Source organism: Formosa sp. L2A11 (assembly GCF_009796865.1).
GTDB lineage: Bacteria > Bacteroidota > Bacteroidia > Flavobacteriales > Flavobacteriaceae > Formosa.
This window is the reverse complement of the sequence record NZ_CP047028.1, coordinates 1219938-1239683: the sequence shown is the minus strand read 5'-3', so window position 1 is coordinate 1239683 and position 19746 is coordinate 1219938. Positions and strand designations below refer to the sequence as shown.

Annotated in this window: 22 protein-coding genes; 12 read left to right on the top strand and 10 right to left on the bottom strand. The window is 33.5% G+C overall.

Annotated features, from left to right (window positions below):
• The first annotated feature begins 127 nt into the window (after nucleotides 1-127).
• Both GQR95_RS05450 and GQR95_RS05445 read left to right on the top strand, forming a co-directional pair.
• Nucleotides 128-580 carry a 6-carboxytetrahydropterin synthase gene (locus GQR95_RS05450; RefSeq protein WP_159022201.1) on the top strand — a complete coding sequence of 151 codons (453 nt, stop codon included), beginning with the start codon at nucleotides 128-130 and terminating at the stop codon, nucleotides 578-580.
• Nucleotides 581-718: 138 nt separating this feature from the next.
• On the top strand, nucleotides 719-1483 hold the full coding sequence (locus GQR95_RS05445) for a UDP-2,3-diacylglucosamine diphosphatase (RefSeq protein WP_159022200.1): 765 nt from the start codon (nucleotides 719-721) through the stop codon (nucleotides 1481-1483).
• A gap of 141 nt (nucleotides 1484-1624) precedes the next feature.
• Here the strand turns inward: GQR95_RS05445 and GQR95_RS05440 are convergent, their stop codons facing one another.
• The 4 genes from GQR95_RS05440 to GQR95_RS05425 all read right to left on the bottom strand — a co-directional run bounded on the left by GQR95_RS05440 (nucleotide 1625) and on the right by GQR95_RS05425 (nucleotide 5511).
• Complete coding sequence (locus GQR95_RS05440) at nucleotides 1625-2893, bottom strand: MFS transporter (protein ID WP_159022199.1); 1269 nt, start codon at nucleotides 2891-2893, stop codon at nucleotides 1625-1627.
• Between the two features lie 62 nt (nucleotides 2894-2955).
• Nucleotides 2956-3315, bottom strand: a complete 360-nt coding sequence (locus tag GQR95_RS05435; RefSeq protein ID WP_159022198.1) for a hypothetical protein — start codon at nucleotides 3313-3315, stop codon at nucleotides 2956-2958.
• Between the two features lie 63 nt (nucleotides 3316-3378).
• Nucleotides 3379-5067, bottom strand: coding sequence for a single-stranded-DNA-specific exonuclease RecJ (gene recJ, locus GQR95_RS05430; RefSeq protein WP_159022197.1), 1689 nt, complete (start codon nucleotides 5065-5067; stop codon nucleotides 3379-3381).
• A gap of 21 nt (nucleotides 5068-5088) precedes the next feature.
• Complete coding sequence (locus tag GQR95_RS05425; RefSeq protein ID WP_159022196.1) at nucleotides 5089-5511, bottom strand: OsmC family protein; 423 nt, start codon at nucleotides 5509-5511, stop codon at nucleotides 5089-5091.
• Between the two features lie 58 nt (nucleotides 5512-5569).
• On the opposite strand from GQR95_RS05425, the gene GQR95_RS05420 reads away from it, so the two are divergent.
• From GQR95_RS05420 to GQR95_RS05410, 3 genes are all read left to right on the top strand, one after another.
• Nucleotides 5570-6160, top strand: a complete 591-nt coding sequence (locus GQR95_RS05420) for a carboxymuconolactone decarboxylase family protein (protein ID WP_159022195.1) — start codon at nucleotides 5570-5572, stop codon at nucleotides 6158-6160.
• A gap of 281 nt (nucleotides 6161-6441) precedes the next feature.
• Entirely contained in the window at nucleotides 6442-6918 is a 477-nt protein-coding gene (locus tag GQR95_RS05415; RefSeq protein WP_159022194.1) for a hypothetical protein, read from the top strand.
• Nucleotides 6918-7112 (top strand): helix-turn-helix transcriptional regulator, encoded by a 195-nt coding sequence (locus GQR95_RS05410; RefSeq protein ID WP_159022193.1) that lies wholly within the window; start codon nucleotides 6918-6920, stop codon nucleotides 7110-7112. The genes GQR95_RS05415 and GQR95_RS05410 overlap by 1 nt, the downstream gene beginning before the upstream one ends.
• Nucleotides 7113-7116: 4 nt before the next feature.
• On the opposite strand, the gene GQR95_RS05405 is transcribed toward GQR95_RS05410, so the two are convergent.
• The 4 genes from GQR95_RS05405 to GQR95_RS05390 form a co-directional block, all read right to left on the bottom strand.
• On the bottom strand, nucleotides 7117-7686 hold the full coding sequence (locus GQR95_RS05405; protein WP_159022192.1) for a uracil-DNA glycosylase family protein: 570 nt from the start codon (nucleotides 7684-7686) through the stop codon (nucleotides 7117-7119).
• 6 nt (nucleotides 7687-7692) lie between these two features.
• Nucleotides 7693-8037 (bottom strand): HopJ type III effector protein, encoded by a 345-nt coding sequence (locus GQR95_RS05400; RefSeq protein ID WP_159022191.1) that lies wholly within the window; start codon nucleotides 8035-8037, stop codon nucleotides 7693-7695.
• Nucleotides 8038-8057: 20 nt separating this feature from the next.
• Nucleotides 8058-8729 (bottom strand): 16S rRNA (cytidine(1402)-2'-O)-methyltransferase, encoded by a 672-nt coding sequence (rsmI, locus tag GQR95_RS05395; protein ID WP_159022190.1) that lies wholly within the window; start codon nucleotides 8727-8729, stop codon nucleotides 8058-8060.
• A gap of 90 nt (nucleotides 8730-8819) precedes the next feature.
• Entirely contained in the window at nucleotides 8820-9569 is a 750-nt protein-coding gene (locus GQR95_RS05390) for a hypothetical protein (protein ID WP_159022189.1), read from the bottom strand.
• A 100-nt stretch (nucleotides 9570-9669) separates the two neighbouring features.
• Here GQR95_RS05390 and GQR95_RS05385 point away from each other — a divergent pair, with 100 nt between their 5' ends.
• The 7 genes from GQR95_RS05385 (at nucleotide 9670) to GQR95_RS05355 (ending at nucleotide 18611) form a co-directional block, all read left to right on the top strand.
• Nucleotides 9670-10302 (top strand): thymidine kinase, encoded by a 633-nt coding sequence (locus GQR95_RS05385; protein WP_159022188.1) that lies wholly within the window; start codon nucleotides 9670-9672, stop codon nucleotides 10300-10302.
• A gap of 7 nt (nucleotides 10303-10309) precedes the next feature.
• Nucleotides 10310-11416: an alanine racemase gene (gene alr, locus GQR95_RS05380; protein WP_159022187.1), complete on the top strand. Its 1107-nt coding sequence runs from the start codon at nucleotides 10310-10312 to the stop codon at nucleotides 11414-11416.
• A gap of 61 nt (nucleotides 11417-11477) precedes the next feature.
• The gene (mscL, locus tag GQR95_RS05375) at nucleotides 11478-11888 is read left to right on the top strand and encodes a large-conductance mechanosensitive channel protein MscL (RefSeq protein ID WP_159022186.1); all 411 of its coding nucleotides are present in this window, start codon (nucleotides 11478-11480) and stop codon (nucleotides 11886-11888) included.
• Nucleotides 11889-12021: 133 nt separating this feature from the next.
• Nucleotides 12022-13011: an aspartate-semialdehyde dehydrogenase gene (locus GQR95_RS05370; RefSeq protein ID WP_159022185.1), complete on the top strand. Its 990-nt coding sequence runs from the start codon at nucleotides 12022-12024 to the stop codon at nucleotides 13009-13011.
• Between the two features lie 95 nt (nucleotides 13012-13106).
• Nucleotides 13107-15272 (top strand): prolyl oligopeptidase family protein, encoded by a 2166-nt coding sequence (locus tag GQR95_RS05365; RefSeq protein WP_159022184.1) that lies wholly within the window; start codon nucleotides 13107-13109, stop codon nucleotides 15270-15272.
• Between the two features lie 291 nt (nucleotides 15273-15563).
• A complete protein-coding gene (locus GQR95_RS05360) occupies nucleotides 15564-17612 on the top strand; it encodes an HAD family hydrolase (RefSeq protein ID WP_159022183.1) in 2049 nt (682 codons plus the stop codon).
• A gap of 30 nt (nucleotides 17613-17642) precedes the next feature.
• Nucleotides 17643-18611 (top strand): ABC transporter ATP-binding protein, encoded by a 969-nt coding sequence (locus GQR95_RS05355; RefSeq protein ID WP_159022182.1) that lies wholly within the window; start codon nucleotides 17643-17645, stop codon nucleotides 18609-18611.
• Here the strand turns inward: GQR95_RS05355 and GQR95_RS05350 are convergent.
• Nucleotides 18589-19050 (bottom strand): 3-oxoacyl-ACP synthase, encoded by a 462-nt coding sequence (locus GQR95_RS05350; protein ID WP_159022181.1) that lies wholly within the window; start codon nucleotides 19048-19050, stop codon nucleotides 18589-18591. The genes GQR95_RS05355 and GQR95_RS05350 overlap by 23 nt on opposite strands.
• Nucleotides 19040-19735, bottom strand: coding sequence for a monofunctional biosynthetic peptidoglycan transglycosylase (mtgA, locus tag GQR95_RS05345; protein WP_159022180.1), 696 nt, complete (start codon nucleotides 19733-19735; stop codon nucleotides 19040-19042). Before mtgA ends, GQR95_RS05350 begins: the two co-directional genes overlap by 11 nt.
• Nucleotides 19736-19746: the final 11 nt, after the last annotated feature.

The following is a 19746-nucleotide window of genomic DNA, read 5'->3' as shown; positions in this document are numbered from 1 at the left end:
TCATTTTAGTTAACTCTCTATATTTTAAAAACTTAACTCATTTTTCGTATAAAAAGTGCGCAAATGTAATCTAAAAACAAATTGCTTTTACAAATTCGGTACCTTTGCAGTGTTAAAAAATCAAACCATGAGTAATATTCGAATTACCAAACAATTTACTTTCGAAACCGGGCACGCCCTTTATGGCTACGACGGAAAGTGTAAAAACGTACACGGCCACAGCTACAAACTTTTTGTTACCGTTATCGGGAAACCCATTACAGATAACACCAACGTTAAGTACGGTATGGTTATAGATTTTGGCGATTTAAAAAAAATTGTCACTCGAGAAATTGTCGATATTTTCGATCATGCCACCGTTTTTAATAAAAACACACCACACATCGAACTAGCTAGAGAACTAGAAAAACGCGATCATAACGTAATTTTAGTAGACTATCAGCCAACCAGCGAGATGATGGTTATAGACTTTGCTGCAAAAATAAAAACCTATTTACCAAGCCACATTGCCTTGCATTCCTTAAGACTTCAAGAAACAGACAGTAGCTTTGCAGAATGGTATGCTAGCGATAATTTATAGGGCGTTACCCTACACTTAGCTTCGGGTCAGGCTTTCGCAAGTCGCTTTTTTAATGTAAAAAAAACATTAAAAAGAGCTCCAACAATTGCTCTATCCTTAACGCTCATTCTAACCAAGAACAATCTTTATATTTACAACATGCAAATTCCAGAAGGCAAAAAAATATACTTCTCGTCAGACAATCATTTAGGAGCACCAACGCACGAAGCATCTGCACCTCGAGAGAAAAAATTTGTAGCATGGCTAGACGAAGTTAAACAAGACGCAGCAGCAATATTTTTACTAGGCGATTTATTCGATTTCTGGTTCGAATACAAAACCGTAGTCCCAAAAGGCTTTGTAAGAACCTTAGGAAAACTAGCCGAAATACGCGACTCTGGAATTCCCATTTACTTTTTCGTTGGAAATCACGATTTATGGATGGACGATTATTTTCAAAAAGAACTTAATATTCCCGTTTACCGCAAACCCAAGGAATTCATCTTCAATAATAAAACCTTTTTAATTGGACATGGCGACGGATTAGGACCTGGAGACAAAGGATACAAACGCATGAAAAAAGTGTTTACCAGTCCGTTTTTTCAATGGTTATTTCGTTGGTTACACCCAGACATTGGAGTAAGAATAGCGCAATATATGTCGGTTAAAAACAAACTCATTTCTGGAGACGAAGATGCTAAATTTTTAGGAGAAGACAACGAATGGTTAGTCCAATATTGCAAGCGCAAGCTAGAAACTAAAGCTTACGATTATTTCGTTTTCGGACACAGACACTTACCAATGGAAATAAAATTAAACAAAACAGCTAAATATATAAACTTAGGCGACTGGATTGGATATTTTACGTATGGCGAATTTGATGGTGAAAAAATGAGCTTAAAAAAACTACTAGTAGACAATTAATTTTTTAAATCATGTACTTACTCGAATGAGCCCCTAAAACGAGTTCAGGGTGACGATCGTTTTCCATTAAAATAAAATGTTGCATTATAACGTCATGCTGAATTTATTTCAGCATCGCACAAGAAACTAAATATTCAAAAATCAATCTTCATTCTCATGCTCCTCCAAATCCTTTCGTAAATCTAATTTCCTAAAGGTTGGAGAGAAAATCCCTGTGGTTAAAACAATTAATAACGTCATACTTCCTCCAAAAACAACTGCAGTCACTGTTCCCATAAGTTTGGCTGTTAAACCACTTTCAAAAGCACCTAATTCGTTAGACGATCCCACAAACATAGAATTTACAGAAGCCACACGTCCGCGCATATGGTCGGGTGTTTTAAGCTGTAAAATGGTTTGACGGATAACCATAGAAATTCCATCGAACATTCCACTAAAAAACAAAGCACCTACCGAAATCCAAAACCAAGTAGATAATCCGAATACAATTATTGAGACTCCAAATCCGAATATAGCGACTAGTAATTTCATCCCTGCATTTTTATTCAGAGGGACATAAGCCGAAATTAGCATCGTTATAAATGCACCAACTGCTGGTGCTGCACGAAGCACACCAAAACCTTGTGGGCCAACTTTTAAAATATCTTGAGCAAATACAGGTAATAAGGCGACAGCTCCACCAAATAACACAGCTACCATATCTAAAGTAATCGCACCCAAAATAGCTTTGGTATCAAACACAAACTTGATCCCTTCTTTTAAACTCTGCATAACAGGTTCTCCAATTTTCGGGTTTAAAATAGGTTTTGTAGAAATTTGAGTTAATGCGATTAATGCTGTTATAGAAAAACCAACGATAAGGCACATAGACCAATGTACGCCAATTAAATGAATTGAAAATCCTGCTAGTGCCGGACCTAAAACCGCTCCCATTTGCCACACCGAACTGCTCCAAGTTGCCGCATTCGGGTAGAGTTTTTTAGGAACGACTAACGATAATAATGAGAATATGGTTGGACCTAGAAACGAACGCACAAATCCGCCTAAAAACACTAAAAAGTAAATAGAATATAAAACAACGTTTTGAGACAAATCTCCAACTACTTTTGGCCAAGTCAATAAAAACAAGCCAAAACTAATCACCGAAAACCCGAGTATACATTTTATAAGTAAACTCTTTTTTTCACTTTGGTCTACAATATGACCAGCGAATAACGCCATAGATACAGCTGGAATCACTTCCATAAGTCCGATAATTCCAAGTGATAACGGATTTTTAGTAATACTATACACTTCCCATTCTATCACAATAAATTGCATAGACCAGGCAAATACCATAGCAAAACGGACTAATAAAAATATATTGAATTCTTTGTACCGCAGTGCTGCGTAGGGATCTTTTTGTTTCATAAATGGCTAAGGTTGCCGTAAATGTACAAAAGTGACCGTTTTAAAAACTTCTGAGACTCGAATTAATTCTTACAAATTTCATTCACATAATCCTCTAATTCAATATGAAACAACGTCCCGTTAATTAAATCGTCTATATCTCTTAATTCCAAAGCGTTTATTGCCAAATCGACTTGATTACAAGGTGTTTTTAATAACATACACCGACTGCGATCTTTGTGTTTACAGTTTGAACATGGATGTATAGATTTAACGTATTTAATCTGTTTTTGAAACTGAATAATTTCGCGATACGTAAGATAAAATCCCATATCACGAAAAATAATTTGAATTTTAGGAGACTGTTTCTTAGGTCCTTCTTGCTTCCAAATAAAAGAAACACCAAACTCATTATGGTAAATTTTATTGATATCTTGGTCCATAGCAATGACTTTTGAACCACTAAAATAGTTTTTATTTATATTTAATCTAAATAAAAATAATATTTATTTTAAATCTCTTAACTTCAATTGCAGACTAACATTTCCTTTCCAGTGATTTTCATCTATAGAATACACAACACTAAATGGCACTTTTGTAGACACGAGGTTAATCTTATTACCTAAATTAAAACCAATACAAACTATAGGATTTACGTTAGGTTGCTTCACGGTTATACGCAAATGATCTTCGTCTTTCCCAACACATTTTCCATAACCAGTATCTACAACACCTTCTGTCATAAACACAGGCATCATATTCCCTGGACCAAAGGGAGCAAACTGCTTAAGAATGCGGTAAAATTTAGGTGTAATATTTTTAAGTTCAATATTCGCTTCAATTTTAATTTCTGGAGACAATAATTTCGGATCTATAGTACTGGACACCACATCTTCAAAAGCCTGTTTAAAAGCATCGTAATTCTCTGGTAGTAATGTTAATCCTGCAGCGTATTTATGTCCGCCAAATTGTTCAATATGTTCACTACAAGCATCTAAAGCATTATACACATCGAAACCAATAACAGAACGTGCAGAAGCTGCTAATTTATCGCCACTTTTAGTAAATACTAACGTTGGTCTATAATAGGTCTCTATAAGTCTGGATGCCACAATACCAATTACCCCCTTGTGCCAATCTTCTTGATATACTACAGATGTTAAACGATCTTGCTCGTTAAGTTCTTCAATCTGGACTAGAGCTTGTTTTGTAATTTCCTGATCGGCTTCACGACGGTCTAAATTAAAACTTTCAATTTCTGCGGCATAGATTTCAGCTTGAGCTTCATCCATTTCGGTAAGCAATTGCACGGCATACGTACCATGTTTCATACGTCCGGCAGCATTAATTCTAGGTGCTACTATAAAAACCACATCGGTAATGGTGAACTCTGTTTTATCTACCTGATTTAAAATGGCTTTAATGCCTGGTCTCGGATTCTCGTTAATAATTTGAAGTCCGTAATACGCCAAAATTCGGTTTTCTCCAGTAATAGGTACAATATCGGCACCGATAGCCGTAGCCACTAAATCTAAATATTCTCCTAGATCGTCTATAGTATAACCCTGTTTAGATGCTAAGGCTTGAATGAGTTTAAAACCAACACCACAACCGCATAATTCTTTATATGGATACTCACAATCGTCACGTTTTGGATCTAGAACTGCAGCGGCATCTGGAATAGCATCGCCTGGTCTGTGGTGATCGCAAATAATAAAATCAATACCTTTTTCTTTTGCATAGGCCACTTTATCGATTGCTTTTATACCACAGTCTAATGCCACAATTAAAGTAAAATCGTTATCGTGAGCAAAGTCAATGCCTTTAAAAGACACGCCATAACCTTCGTCGTAACGATCCGGAATATATGTTATCACATTCTCCTGACGTGTTCGTAAATACGAACTCATTAACGCCACAGACGTGGTTCCGTCGACATCATAATCGCCATACACCATGATATTTTCACCAGTTTCCAGAGCCTGTTCTATACGTGCCACAGCGCGTTCCATGTCTTTCATTAAAAACGGATCGTGTAACTCACTAAGATTCGGCCTGAAGAAAGATTTAGCGTCTTTGAAGGTCTCAATGCCACGTTGCAATAATAACGATGCTGTTAATTCATCTATTTGAAGCTCTTCTTGTAATGTTTTTACTTTCTGAGATTCTGGTTTTGGTTTTATGGTCCAACGCATAGTTTATAGCTGACTATATTTTTAATTATTATGATAATGAGAACGTACTTTAACATCGGCAAAGCGACGAAACATTTCCATAACACCGCAATATTTATCGACAGACAAATCTACAGCTCTTTTAATTTTTACTTCATTTAAATCTGTACCATAAAAATGATAATCTACAGTAACTAAATGATAATATTTTGGATGTTCTTCGGTTAAATGCCCTTCAATAACAATTTTAAAATCGTCTATCTCAACCTTCATTTTTTCTAACATTGGCGTAATATCTACCCCCGAACATCCTGCAAGTGCTGTTAACATTAATGCCTTAGGGCGCAATCCGTCACCTTTACCACCATTATCTGCTCCTAAATCTATTAATACAGTTTTTCCACTTGGATTATCAGATTCAAACTGAACATTTTTTTTCCATTGAGTTGTAACAAGATGTGTCATAATTGCATTATTTTTCGTTAATTGATACTTCAAAAATACGACTAAAATTCAGAATAAAATGCCACTAATAACACCATTATCTCCCGACCACGATCTAGAAACACAAGATTTAGCAACCTTTTTTAACGAAACATTGGGCTTCTGCCCAAACTCGGTTTTAACCATGCAACGCCGGCCAGCCATAAGTAAAGCCTTCATTAATTTAAACAAAGCCGTGATGGCTAACGAAGGTCGCGTAACTTCCGCTTTAAAACGCCTGATTGCTTGGGTTAGTAGTAATGCTACAGGCTGTCGCTATTGCCAAGCACACGCTATTCGTGCCGCAGAGCGCTATGGAGCCGAACAAGAGCAACTCGATAACGTTTGGGAGTATCGCACCCACCCCGCATTTAGCGAGGCCGAACGTGTGGCTTTAGATTTTAGTTTGGCAGCCTCACAAATACCGAATGCTGTAGACGACACTTTAAAAAAGCGATTGAACACCTATTGGAACGAAGGCGAAATTGTAGAAATGTTAGGAGTGATTTCACTATTCGGATATTTAAACCGTTGGAACGACAGCATGGGAACTACACTGGAAAATGGTGCCATAGAAAGTGGTGAACAGCATTTAGGAAAACACGGCTGGGAAAAGGGTAAACATATTTAAACGGTTTTGGGCGTTCCCCTTTTGGGGCGCGCTTTCCGTTGTATCTTTTATGGTTGAAAATAACCATAAAAGGATGCCACTGCAATCGCTAACGCAAATGGATTTTTAATTATAGAATATCCGGTAATTTTTCTCCTTCTTATTTATTCAATAAAATCAGCATATTTGGCTGAAAATCGTCTAGAAATTCACTAAATAAATTTGATTTCACAATATTTATTTTTCTATTATATTTGATTAAATGTAAAGTATTATATACTTTTATATAAAAATAATAGAATATGAATATACAAATACTTCCAAATTGGTGTAAAAAACTAGGCATTATTATCTTTATTGCATTTGCTCTACCGAGTGCAATGGATGGTGTTATGGACGGCATAAATGACGGCGCTCGTGAATATAGTAGTCCAAAAACACAAGTAGAAGTCTCTCTTGATAGTCAATCAGAGAAAATCCAATCAAATTCCAAAACACATAAAATTTCAAATTATTTTGGAAGTGAACTCATGCACTTATTTAATATTTTAAACATTATTGGACTAATTATTTATATGATTTCCAAGGAAAAGATTGAAGACGATTATATCAATAAGTTACGAGCTGACTCATTTCAGATTTCTATTTTAATATTTTTATTAATATCACTTGCAATTTATTCCTTCAAAAGAAACCTAAATATGCCTTTGGATTATTTTCTATGCTTTTATATCATCCTATTCCTCTTTATATTTTCCATAAAAAAACGATTGTATTAATGAAAAACCTCATAAAAGTAGAGCGAGCAAGACACAATTTAACCCAAGCAGATTTAGCTGAGAAATTGCAAGTTTCCAGACAAACTATTCACGCTATTGAAAATAACAAATTCAACCCCTCAGTAATCTTAGCCATTAAAATGGCTCGATTTTTTGATGTAACTGTTGAATATTTATTTGATATCGAAGAATAAGATTTTATAGTATATCGTGGACTCTTTTTTGTAGTTCAGGCACAACAGAAACTTCGAACCATGGATTTTTAGACATCCAAAATCGGTTTCGTGGCGACGGGTGCGGAATAGGGAAATACGTAGGTAAATACGATTCGAAGTTAGAAACGGTTTCTGTTAAGTTCGTTCCAACCTCAGCTTTTAGATAATATTTCTGAGCATAATTCCCAATTAAAATCACAAGTTTTACATGTGGCATTTTACTAAATAACGTGGTATGCCATTGGGGAGCACATTCGGGTCTTGGAGGTAAATCGCCACTTTTACCTTTTCCTGGATAACAAAATCCCATAGGAATAATGGCAAAATTCTTGGTATTGTAAAACTGATCTTCGGTGACATCTAGCCACGCCCTTAAACGCTTTCCGCTAGCGTCGTCCCAAGCAATTCCAGAATTATGCACTTTTAGTCCTGGTGCCTGACCAATAATTACAATTTTAGATTCGGAATGCGCCGTTACAATAGGATGCGGACCTAAAGGCAAATCGGCGGCACAAATGGTGCATTGCTTAATCTGACATAAAAGCGCATCCATAATTGCTTATTTCAATTTTAAAGGCTCTCCTTCAAATTCTAATCCTTCAAACCCTGTTTTTATAAAATTCCTAATGTTTTGATGTCCGTTTCCTTCTGGATCTCCTAAGACATCTATATAATAAAACTGACCAAAACAAGCTAATGTTTCTTCTTTTGTAAACCCTTGAAGTTTTGCAAAAGCAAACAATTTACAAGAGCCTGAATTTTCTCCTGCATTATTGTGTAAATCGCCATTTGTAAAGGCCGTTTTTGAGAACTCGTAATACGTATCTATAACGTCCATAGTGTCTGAAAACACAACAGATTTAGGGATATTTTGTACTTTTTCTTTAAATATATCTAATGTCATTTTATTAAGGCTATTTATATCTATTTTTTTCCTCCAACCACAACAACAATCTCACCTTTTGGTGGTTTATTGGTGTAATGTTCCAAAACTTCTTTTGCTGTACCACGAACGGTTTCTTCGTATAATTTTGTTAATTCACGAGAGACAGAAACAGGGCGATCTTCTCCAAAATACTCACAAAAATGAGTTAGTGTTTTTAAAAGTTTGTGTGGCGATTCGTAAAATATAATGGTTCTTGTTTCTTCGGCTAGAAGTAATAAACGGGTTTGTCTCCCTTTTTTTACGGGTAAAAATCCTTCAAACACAAACTTATCGTTTGGCAATCCAGAATTCACTAAAGCAGGCACAAATGCTGTTGCTCCAGGCAAACAATCTACTTCTATACCATGTTCTACACATGCACGAGTCAATAAAAATCCAGGATCGGAAATGGCTGGTGTTCCTGCATCACTAATTAATGCAATTACGGTTCCTCCTTTTAATTTATTTATTAGCCCCTGAACCGTTTTATGCTCGTTATGCATATGGTGTGATTGCGAATGCGTACTAATTTCAAAATGTTTTAAAAGTTTTCCAGAAGTTCGCGTGTCTTCAGCTAATATTAAATCGGCTTCTTTTAAAACGCGTATGGCTCTAAAAGTCATATCTTCTAAATTACCAATAGGCGTAGGCACGATGTAAAGTTTGCTCATGTGTTAAAAATTAAAGGCATGTTTTAAAACTTCTTTTGAAGTTAAATACAAGTAAAGTTAATACGTTTAAAAAGTGTAAATTTTAAAAAACTAATTGAATTTAGCCTCTATTATTTGCATAAATCGTTCTTCGAAGACTTCTTTTCCTTCCCAATTATTGTAATCTGTTTTTACAACATTTTGAATTAAATTCTGAGCTTCATCAAAACTACCACTGGTATTAATTTGAGAAATTACACGCTCGTAATCTTCACTACTACCACCAAATAATTGATTTATAAAAGCTATTTTATCGTTTAAACCAATGGTTAATCCACCACCTTTTAATCTATCGTTTAAAGATTTCTTAGAATTGACTTTAGAAGGCTCGACTACGGGTTCGAAAACTGGAGTTTCTTTAAAACCAGCTGTAATGTCTTCAAAATCGTTTTTTTCATAGCTAAGTTTAGGCTCAATAGCTTCAAAAATATCGTCTACTTCATCTGCTTCGTGTGGCATTTGAGCGACAAGATCTTTAATTTTTTCCATGACAGGCTCTGCAATATCTTCTGCATCTTCGTTAGGCTGTTGTTGGTCTTCTCTAATAAAGACATGCTCGTCTACCTCTACGCTATCAGATATTTTATTATTAAACGCATCGTCTAACATTCCGAAAAAAGAAGAATCGTTAGCAATGGTTAACTTCTCACCTTCAGGTGTTTCTTGAAGAAATTTTAAGACAGACAGTTTTTCAAAAAGAATAGCAGTTTCTGCATGTAGTGCATCTAAATCATCTTTGCCTTCAAGTCTAATAATTCTTAATGCAATATTAATTAACTCTGATTCTAATTTCTTCTTCATAACTTTTATATTTAAACTATTTTCGCCTTTTAATTTTTAATAAATTTACACGCTTATAAACAAACGAAAGTTTGTAGAATTTTAGTGTTAAAATTACAAAATGTTTCTCGAAAATACAGTAAATCATAAAGAACAATTTGGTTGGATTGAAGTTATCTGCGGATCGATGTTCTCTGGAAAGACAGAAGAATTAATCCGAAGACTTAAACGTGCCCAGTTCGCCAAACAGAAAGTCGAAATTTTTAAACCTTCGGTAGACATTCGCTACAACGAAGAAATGGTGGTGTCTCACGATGCCAACGAAATCCGCTCTACGCCAGTTCCTGCAGCAGCAAACATTCCTATTTTAGCAGATGGTTGTGAGGTTGTTGGTATTGACGAAGCTCAGTTTTTCGACGACGAAATTGTTCGGGTCTGTAACGACCTAGCCAATAAAGGTATTCGCGTAATTGTCGCTGGATTAGATATGGATTTTAAAGGCAACCCCTTTGGACCAATGCCTAATTTAATGGCCACGGCAGAATACGTTACAAAAGTACATGCTATATGTACAAGAACAGGAAATTTAGCTCAATTTAGTTATAGAAAGTCCCAGAGCGATGCACTTGTATTACTGGGCGAAACCGAAGAGTACGAACCTCTTAGTCGTGGCGCATACTATAAAGCCATGCGTAACGAAAAAGCGAATAACACTAACAATAATAAAACCGATAATACCGATTTAAATTTTTAAAACACCGATGCTTAAAGCGCAGGAAACCCTTTTAGAAATAGATTTAAAAGCGTTAGAACATAATGTTACTTACCTTAAATCTATAATAGATTCTTCTACAAAATTTATGGCTGTTGTAAAGTCATATGCCTATGGAAATGATGCCGTAGAAATTGCAAAACATCTAGAAACTTTAGATGTAGATTATTTTGCCGTCGCCTACACTTATGAAGGCGAACAATTAAGGACAGGTGGCATTACTAAACCTATATTAGTACTGCACGCACAGTCTGTTTATTTTAATACACTTATAGAAAATTGCTTAGAACCCAATTTATATAGCTTTAAAGTATTAAAAGAATTTATTACAACTGCAGAAGGTTTAAACCAGAAACAGTATCCTATACATTTAAAATTTAATACAGGATTAAATCGTTTGGGTTTTTTAGAATCTGATATTCCTGAAATTATTACAATCTTAAAAAACACAGATGCCATTAAGGTAACCTCGTTATTTTCGCACCTAGGAGCAAGTGAAGATTTAAACGAAAACGAATTTACTTTAAGTCAGATAAATACATTTAAAAGTATTTCTGAAACCTTTTTAGAAAAATTAAGCTACAAACCATTATTACATATTTGTAATACCTCGGGAATTATTAATTATCCAGAGGCACATTTTAACATGGTAAGAAGCGGAATAGGAATGTATGGTTTTGGAAATTCTGAAGAAGAAAACACGCACTTTAAACCTATTACAACTTTAAAAACAGTGATTTCTCAAATTAACCACATTCCAAAAGGACAAAGTGTGGGGTATAATCGCGGATATATTTGCGATGCACCATTAGTAACCGCAACCTTACCGCTTGGACATGCAGATGGTATTGGAAGAGAATATGGAAATGGTAAAGGCTTTGTTGCTATAAACGAACAAAAAGCGCCTATTGTTGGTAATACGTGTATGGATATGATTATGGTTGATATTACAAATATTGACTGCCAAGAAGGAGACGAAGTTATTGTTTTTGGAGACTATCCTACTGCCGAAGAGTTTGCTGCAACAGCAAATACAATATCCTACGAATTGCTTACGGGTCTCTCTCAGCGTATTAAACGCATTATTTTAAGGTAAGCTCAAGTTATTTTATAATTTTTTATATATTTTAGCCTCATAATTAATCAATCTAAACTATATGGCATTTTTCAAAGATTTTAAGTCCTTTTTATTAAAAGGCGATATTGTAAACCTTGCAACTGCAGTAATTGTTGGTGGTGCATTTGGTAAAATTGTAACTTCATTTACTAAAGATATAATAATGCCTCCAATTGGTATGTTACTTGGTGATGTGAATTTTGCAGATTTAAAGTACATCCTTAAAGAAGGAGCAACTAATGCGGCTGGCGTAGAAGTACCTGCTGTATCTATTAATTACGGGAACTTTCTACAAATGGTAATTGACTTTATTATTATTGGACTTTGTATTTTCATGGTATTAAAAGCTTACGAAAAATCTAAAAAGAAAGAAGAAGCAGCTCCTGCAGCTCCTGCTGGACCAACACAAGAAGAATTATTATCTGAAATAAGAGATTTACTAAAAAAATAATATTGTTAAATAATTAACAATATGTTTTTTGTTGTTAAAAAGCCTTGGTTTTAAAGAAACTAAGGCTTTTTTTAAATTATTAATAGTTAGTTTTGTTTAAAATAATGATTGACACACTTAAACTAATATTATAATGAAAGTAGCTGTAGTTGGTGCCACCGGTATGGTTGGCGAAATAATGCTTAAAGTTCTTGCAGAACGTAATTTTCCATTAACAGAGTTAATACCAGTTGCCTCAGAACGCTCTGTAGGTAAAACTATTTCTTATAAAGGTGAAGACTATAAGGTTGTAGGTTTAGCAGATGCAGTAGCTATGAAACCAGATGTAGCTTTATTTTCAGCTGGAGGAGATACATCTTTAGAATGGGCTCCTAAATTTGCAGAAGTAGGAACAACAGTAGTAGATAATTCTTCTGCCTGGAGAATGGATCCTTCAAAAAAATTAGTCGTTCCTGAAATTAACGCGAACGAATTAACAAAAGACGATAAAATTATTGCTAATCCTAACTGCTCGACTATTCAATTAGTTATGGCTTTAGCACCACTTCATAAAAAATATAAAATGAAACGTGTTGTCGTTTCAACTTACCAATCTGTTTCTGGTACAGGTGTAAAAGCTGTAAAGCAACTAGAAAATGAAATAGCAGGTATAGAAGGTGAAATGGCTTATCCTTATCCTATTGGAAGAAATGCATTACCACATTGTGATGTGTTTTTAGATAATGGATACACTAAAGAGGAAATGAAATTAGCTTTAGAACCTCAAAAAATATTAAGCGATACTTCTTTTTCAGTATCTGCAACTGCAGTAAGAATCCCTACTGCTGGTGGGCATTCAGAATCTGTAAATGTAGAATTTGAAAACGATTATGATTTAGCAGATGTACGTAAATTATTAAGCGAAACACCTGGTGTAATTGTACAAGATAATACAGACACAAACACGTACCCAATGCCAATATATGCGCATGGAAAAGACGAAGTTTTTGTAGGTCGTATTAGAAGAGACGAAACACAAAAGAATACCATAAACATGTGGATTGTTGCCGACAATTTACGTAAAGGTGCAGCAACAAATACAATTCAAATTGCTGAGTACTTAATTGAAAATAAAATTTTATAAAGGCAAGTCCTTTAAATATATCTTAAAAAAAGCTCCTAAGCCTAACCGCTTAGGAGCTTTTTAGTTATTTTTGGTTCACTATAAAAACTTTTTCTATGAAAAAATTAATAGCCAGTCTAATTATTTTAACACTCTTTAATTCTTGTAAAAATGAGCAGGAATTAAAAAAAAATAAAAATCAAATAGTGAACTATCCTATTACAAAAACTTCAGATACTGTAGATACTTATTTTGGTTCTGAAGTAAAAGATCCATACCGCTGGTTGGAAGACGATAAAAGTCCAGAAACAGAAGCATGGGTACAAGAAGAAAACAAAGTAACTTACAGGTATTTAAATAAAATCCCTTTTCGTAACTCCATAAAAGAACGCTTGTCTAAGCTATGGAATTACGAAAAAATTGGAGCACCTTTTAAAGAAGGAAAATACAATTACTTCTACAAAAACAATGGCTTACAAGATCAATATGTAATATACAGAACTCTAGATAACGACAACACAGAAGATGTCTTCTTAGACCCTAACACGTTTAGTGACAATGGTACCACATCTTTAGGAGGATTATCTTTTTCTAAGGATGGAAGCATTGCTGCTTATGCCATTTCTGAAGGCGGAAGTGACTGGAGAAAAATTATTATTATAGATACTGAAACAAAAGCTGTTATTGAAGACACTCTTGTAGATGTAAAATTTAGTGGCATGTCATGGAAAGGTAATGAAGGATTTTATTATTCTAGTTACGACAAACCTAAAGGAAGTCAGTTATCTGCTAAAACAGATCAGCATAAAGTATATTACCATAAACTTGGCACAAACCAAAGTCAAGACAAACTTATATTTGGAGGCACTCCAGATCAAAAACACCGTTACATTAATGCAAATGTTACCGAAGACGATCATTATTTAATTATTACGCCACGTACATCTACCTCTGGAAACAAATTATATATAAAAGATTTAACAAAGCCAAACAGCACATTTGTACCTATTTTAGAAGACACAGATAGCGACACCTATTTGTTAGATAATGTTGGAAGTAAACTATTTTTACTTACTAATTTAAATGCACCAAATAACAAGATTATCACAGTAGATGCGGCTAACCCGACTCCAGAACATTGGGTAGATTTTATTCCAGAAACAGAAAACGTATTAACACCATCTACAGGAAGTCATTATATTTTTGCTAATTATATGGTAGATGCTGTATCGCAAATCAAACAATATGATTATGACGGAAAGTTAGTAAGAAACATTGAGTTGCCTGCTATTGGGACGGTAAATGGATTTTCTGGAAAAAAAGAAAATGAAACCTTGTATTTTACATTCTCTAATTACACAACACCACCAACAAGTTATGCCTTTAAACCAGAAACTGGTAAATCTGAAGTGTATGTTAAACCAAAAGTAGATTTCGATCCCAACCAATACGAAAGTAAACAAGTCTTTTACAAATCTAAAGATGGGACAAAAATCCCTATGATTATTTCGTATAAAAAAGGGACTGAATTAAACGGTAAAAATCCAACAATTTTATATGCTTACGGCGGATTCAATATTAGTTTAACACCATCATTTAGTATTGCTAATGCAGTCTGGATGGAAGCTGGCGGAATTTATGCTGTACCTAATTTACGTGGTGGTGGCGAATACGGTAAAGCTTGGCACGATGCAGGAACAAAAATGCACAAGCAAAACGTATTTGATGATTTTATTGCTGCTGCAGAATATTTAATTGATAACAAATATACATCGTCTAAATTCTTAGCAATTAAAGGAGGTTCTAACGGTGGATTATTAGTTGGAGCCACAATGACCCAACGTCCGCATTTAATGCAAGTAGCACTACCTGCAGTTGGCGTTTTAGATATGTTACGTTACCACACCTTTACTTCTGGAGCAGGATGGGCATACGATTATGGAACCTCTGAAGACAGCAAAGCCATGTTTGAATATTTAAAAGGATACTCTCCGGTTCACAATGTAAAAGCAGGCACAAAATACCCAGCAACATTAATTACTACAGGCGATCATGACGATCGTGTTGTACCTGCCCATAGTTTTAAATTTGCCGCACAATTACAAAGCAAACAAAAAAGCGGTAACCCTATTTTAATTCGAATTGAAACAGATGCAGGCCATGGAGCCGGCACTCCAATAAGTAAAACTATAGACCAGTACGCAGATATATTTGGATTTACATTATACAATATGGGATTTGATGAATTACCAAACAGTACAGAAACAAGCGTTACAAAATAAATAGACTTCACTCTAAAACTAAAGCCATTTAATAATTATTAAATGGCTTTTTTTATTTCACACCAACCCGAAATAAGTAACAGAATAACAAGGACTTAAAAACATGAAATTGTATTAAATTATTAATTTGTCTATATTTCGTAAATTTTTAAAAGGATAAATTTTAGCCTACATTCTAATTCAATAAAGAATTTTATTGGTTTAACGCACTAAAACTTATCTTCGTTATCGCAAAAACAAAATATTAATCAAATTTAACCTTTAATGTCTTTGAATAATTTAAAGATCAAATTGAGTAACCAAAACACTAAAATTCTTTTTAGTGACTATTACGATACCATTATTCACAGAAATGTGCATCCGAATTATACTTTAAAATTATGGGCAAAATACATGATCGCAGAGTTAGGATTAGACATTTCTATTGATGAGCTTTATTTTATAAGACAAGAATCGTTATCTCATTTATGCGAAAAGTATAAAAAAAATAATGTCGAGATTCCTTACAACATATTAATCGATGCTGTTTTTATTCGGTTAGTAAATTCTAACCTTATAGATTTCAGAAAAAAAGACTATTTCTCTTATCTATTTGAACGCATAGATTTTAAAACAGAAAGTAGTGTACAGTACTTAAATAAGGATGTATTAAATATTATAAAAGCATTTAAAACTGAAGGAGGAAAAGTCTATCTGGTATCCGATTTTTATGGATCAAAATCGTTGTTTGAAAAGTTATTAGACTATCATGGTATTTTAAATATTTTCGATAACATTTTTAGTTCTTCTGTACTAGAAACAAGTAAGCATGCGGGCACTATTTATAAAAAAGTTTTAGACGCGCTTTCTATAACAAATCCAAGCGAAGTTGTCATGATTGGCGACAACCAAAGAAGTGATTATGATAACGCTATTAAAAACGGATTAAACGCTTATAAACTACCGCACGATAAGTATCTTAAAAAAAATAAATTAAATGCTATTGGAAGTGATTTAAAAAACACAAAACAAGTTGTAAATAATATTTATAACCGTTCGAAAAAAAAGGATGTAATGCCTTTTACACAATATATTATTTATTATCATTTTTTTATTGAAAGGCTCTATTTAAAAAGTAAAAAAGAAGGGATTAAAAATATGTTTTTCCTAGCTAGAGAAGGTCAGTTTTTAAAAAAAATATTCGATTCTTATCAAGAGTTTCATCTTATAGATAAACACTCAAAAATCAATACGCATTACTTAAAAACATCAAGACAAGCTTCCATTCAAATTAATTTAGAGCCGCTAGAAACCGAACCTTTTTTATACTTAAAAAATAAATATCCAGAATTATCTATAGAAGATTTCTTAATCTTTTTTAATTGTCCAGAAGCCACCCAAAATACAATTATTACAGATTTAAAATTAAGTTCTAATGTACCAATTAAAAACTTTTTTGAATCTCCTGTTTTTGAAAATTTAAAACAAAATAAAACCTTTATTACGTTTTACAAAACACATAGAGAAACCAATAAAGAAAGTTTTAAAGCATACATAAATGCGTTTGGAGTAGATATTGAAAAAGAAGGCGTTTGCCTTGTAGATATTGGTTGGGGCGGAACCATGCAAGAATCTTTATTCGGGTTCTATAACGAACAGGTGCCTATTACGGGTTATTATTTAGGCTTAAGATATATTTATAATATTCAAGAAAAAACAAAGCGTGATGGCTTAATATTTTCAATACTACCATTTACTTCGTATACAGACTATTTGCTTATGGCAAATAACCAATATTACGAGCAATTTTCTGCTGCAAATCATGGAAGTGCTGTTGAATATACAAGTGAAGAAAATTATGTTGTTGAAAAACATAATCCTGAAGAAAAATGGCTGTATGAAAATTACATAGAAAAGCATCAAAAACAAATGCTAGGCTTTCATCAGGTTTTACTTAAAGATTTAGAAAACATATGTTACGATCAGAAAATGATTCAGCATATTATTTCAAAAATAGCACTTAAAACAGGACTCTTTTATAATAGAAAAACATTAAAATTTATAGAAAATTTAAACTCTGGGTTTTACCAAAATATAGGTACAAATACAGTGGGTTTAAAATATGAAAAACAAGAATTAGGAAGTCCAATAAGTCATCTTATTACCTTTATAAAAACACCAGAAGTTGTGTTTAGATATATTACCAAATTAAAACCGGTATTGTATCAAAAGAATAAGTTTTTAGCCTTTTTAACACCAAGTTATTTTATATATTTTTATTATTTATTCAACAAATTCATGCGATTTAGTGTTTTAAAACCTTTATTTTTACTTAAATCTACTTACTTCAAAAACAATTAATTTTAAAGTAATTTATAGCGATTTAATATTATGCTTCAAGTACAAAATATTTCATTTGGTTACGATACAAAAACCATTCTTGAAAACATTTCTTTTTCAGTAAAACAGGGCGAACAGTTATCTATTATTGGAGAAAGTGGTTCAGGAAAAAGTACATTATTAAAACTTCTTTACGGAACTTACGATTTACCTGAAGGTGACGTTTACTGGAAAGAACAGGCTATTTTAGGTCCAAAATTTAACCTGGTTATTGGTTACGATTTCATGAAATATGTCTCTCAAGAATTCGATTTAATGCCTTTTATTTCTGTTAAGGAAAATATTGGAAAATTCTTATCTAACTTCTTTCCTGAAGAGAAAGATAGACGCGCCACAGAATTGATTGAATTAGTAGATTTAGTAGAATTCACAGATGTAAAAGTGAAGTTATTAAGCGGCGGACAAAAACAACGTGTAGCACTAGCTAGAGCTATTGCCAGACAGCCGGAAATTATTTTATTAGACGAACCGTTTAGCCACATAGACAACTTCCAGAAACAAACATTACGTCGTAATTTATTTAAATATTTAAAGGAAAAAAATATTACCTGTGTAGTTGCTACTCACGATCGTGAAGACGTCTTACCTTATGCAGACCAAATGATTGTTTTAAACAACGGAAAAATAATTGCTTACGATACACCTAAGAATCTATATAAAACACCAGAAAAGCCTTTAATTGCGTCTTTTTTTGATGAATTTAATACCATGAAAGCTTCAGACCTGGCATTAGAATCTTCTGAAGAAACGGTATTTGTTTATGCTCATGAATTGGAATTATCTAAAAATGCTGACTTAAAAGTTAAAATTAAAAGTAATTATTTTAGAGGAAATATTTATTTAATTGAAGCAGAATACCGTTCAAAATCCATTTTCCTTTATCATAAAACAGAATTAAAAATTGATAAAAACGTAATGATTAAACTCACAGAAACAGCTAAAAAACGTTTAAAATCGTAAATTCTTGATTTCTAAATGTCACAACCTCTCCTGCTCGTTTTGAAAGCAAAAGCAAACCAATAGGTGTGTTTGGTGCAATGGCAAAATATTTAGTCTTATCAACCACTATTTCTCCTGCACTAATAGCTATAAAATAATTTGAAGCATTTGTAGTAACAGCACTTCCTAAACAAACGGCCTCAGACTGTTTTAATACATTAATTTTAGACAAAGCTTGCTTTACTTGATTAACCTCAGAGAGTTGTACACCAAATTTTTCGCGTTCTAATTGTAACATCGCGCGTCCGGTTTCATGTTTATCACCTGCAGAACTCTTGGTTTCTGAAGTTAGCGCCTCTTGAACTTCGGCAATATTGTGTTGCACATTTGCAAAACGTTTTTCTATAAACGCATCACAACACTTTAAAAGTTCCTGTTTTATTTCAGAATTATTTTTCATTATTTTCAAATCGTAAAGGTCCAAAAAAGTTCATTTGTTTAACAATCCATACTTTTCTTTTCTGGATATATGTAGAAGCTGGATTTGCTTTATACACTCTTGGATTAGGCAAAACAGCTGCAATTGCGGCTGCTTGATAAGTTGTTAATGCTGATGCGGGTTTCTTAAACCAAAATGTTGCTGCAGCTTCACATCCATAAACACTTTTACCCATTTCTATACTGTTTAAATAGACTTCTAAAATACGCTGTTTACTCCAACATAATTCGATAACAACCGTAAAATAAGTTTCTAAACCTTTACGTAACCAACTTCTCCCTGGCCATAAAAACACATTCTTAGCCGTTTGCTGGCTAATTGTGCTACCACCACGAATACGCTTACCTTTTAGGTTCTCGATAAATGCTTTTTGTACAGCCTTAAAATCGACACCATTATGATTTAAAAAGTTTTGATCCTCACTGCAAATCACCGCTTTTTGCATAGGATTAGAAATTTTATCCATAGGCACCCAATCGTGTTTCCACCCCTTTGGTATATTATTTTCTGAATTTTCGAAACTACGAATAACCATTAACGGCGTTATTGGCACTGGTACATATTTATAAATAAGTACCAAAACAAAGGAACAGAACACAAACCAACAGAATATTTTAAATAAAAATCGAAATAATTTTTTTATCATTTTATAAGAAT

Coding starts and splice junctions, on each gene's coding strand:
- GQR95_RS05450 (WP_159022201.1), top strand. CDS start 128: ATGAGTAATATTCGAATTACCAAACAATTTACTTTCGAAACCGGGCAC.
- GQR95_RS05445 (WP_159022200.1), top strand. CDS start 719: ATGCAAATTCCAGAAGGCAAAAAAATATACTTCTCGTCAGACAATCAT.
- GQR95_RS05440 (WP_159022199.1), bottom strand. CDS start 2,893: ATGAAACAAAAAGATCCCTACGCAGCACTGCGGTACAAAGAATTCAAT.
- GQR95_RS05435 (WP_159022198.1), bottom strand. CDS start 3,315: ATGGACCAAGATATCAATAAAATTTACCATAATGAGTTTGGTGTTTCT.
- recJ (WP_159022197.1), bottom strand. CDS start 5,067: ATGCGTTGGACCATAAAACCAAAACCAGAATCTCAGAAAGTAAAAACA.
- GQR95_RS05425 (WP_159022196.1), bottom strand. CDS start 5,511: ATGACACATCTTGTTACAACTCAATGGAAAAAAAATGTTCAGTTTGAA.
- GQR95_RS05420 (WP_159022195.1), top strand. CDS start 5,570: ATGCCACTAATAACACCATTATCTCCCGACCACGATCTAGAAACACAA.
- GQR95_RS05415 (WP_159022194.1), top strand. CDS start 6,442: ATGAATATACAAATACTTCCAAATTGGTGTAAAAAACTAGGCATTATT.
- GQR95_RS05410 (WP_159022193.1), top strand. CDS start 6,918: ATGAAAAACCTCATAAAAGTAGAGCGAGCAAGACACAATTTAACCCAA.
- GQR95_RS05405 (WP_159022192.1), bottom strand. CDS start 7,686: ATGGATGCGCTTTTATGTCAGATTAAGCAATGCACCATTTGTGCCGCC.
- GQR95_RS05400 (WP_159022191.1), bottom strand. CDS start 8,037: ATGACATTAGATATATTTAAAGAAAAAGTACAAAATATCCCTAAATCT.
- rsmI (WP_159022190.1), bottom strand. CDS start 8,729: ATGAGCAAACTTTACATCGTGCCTACGCCTATTGGTAATTTAGAAGAT.
- GQR95_RS05390 (WP_159022189.1), bottom strand. CDS start 9,569: ATGAAGAAGAAATTAGAATCAGAGTTAATTAATATTGCATTAAGAATT.
- GQR95_RS05385 (WP_159022188.1), top strand. CDS start 9,670: ATGTTTCTCGAAAATACAGTAAATCATAAAGAACAATTTGGTTGGATT.
- alr (WP_159022187.1), top strand. CDS start 10,310: ATGCTTAAAGCGCAGGAAACCCTTTTAGAAATAGATTTAAAAGCGTTA.
- mscL (WP_159022186.1), top strand. CDS start 11,478: ATGGCATTTTTCAAAGATTTTAAGTCCTTTTTATTAAAAGGCGATATT.
- GQR95_RS05370 (WP_159022185.1), top strand. CDS start 12,022: ATGAAAGTAGCTGTAGTTGGTGCCACCGGTATGGTTGGCGAAATAATG.
- GQR95_RS05365 (WP_159022184.1), top strand. CDS start 13,107: ATGAAAAAATTAATAGCCAGTCTAATTATTTTAACACTCTTTAATTCT.
- GQR95_RS05355 (WP_159022182.1), top strand. CDS start 17,643: ATGCTTCAAGTACAAAATATTTCATTTGGTTACGATACAAAAACCATT.
- GQR95_RS05350 (WP_159022181.1), bottom strand. CDS start 19,050: ATGAAAAATAATTCTGAAATAAAACAGGAACTTTTAAAGTGTTGTGAT.
- mtgA (WP_159022180.1), bottom strand. CDS start 19,735: ATGATAAAAAAATTATTTCGATTTTTATTTAAAATATTCTGTTGGTTT.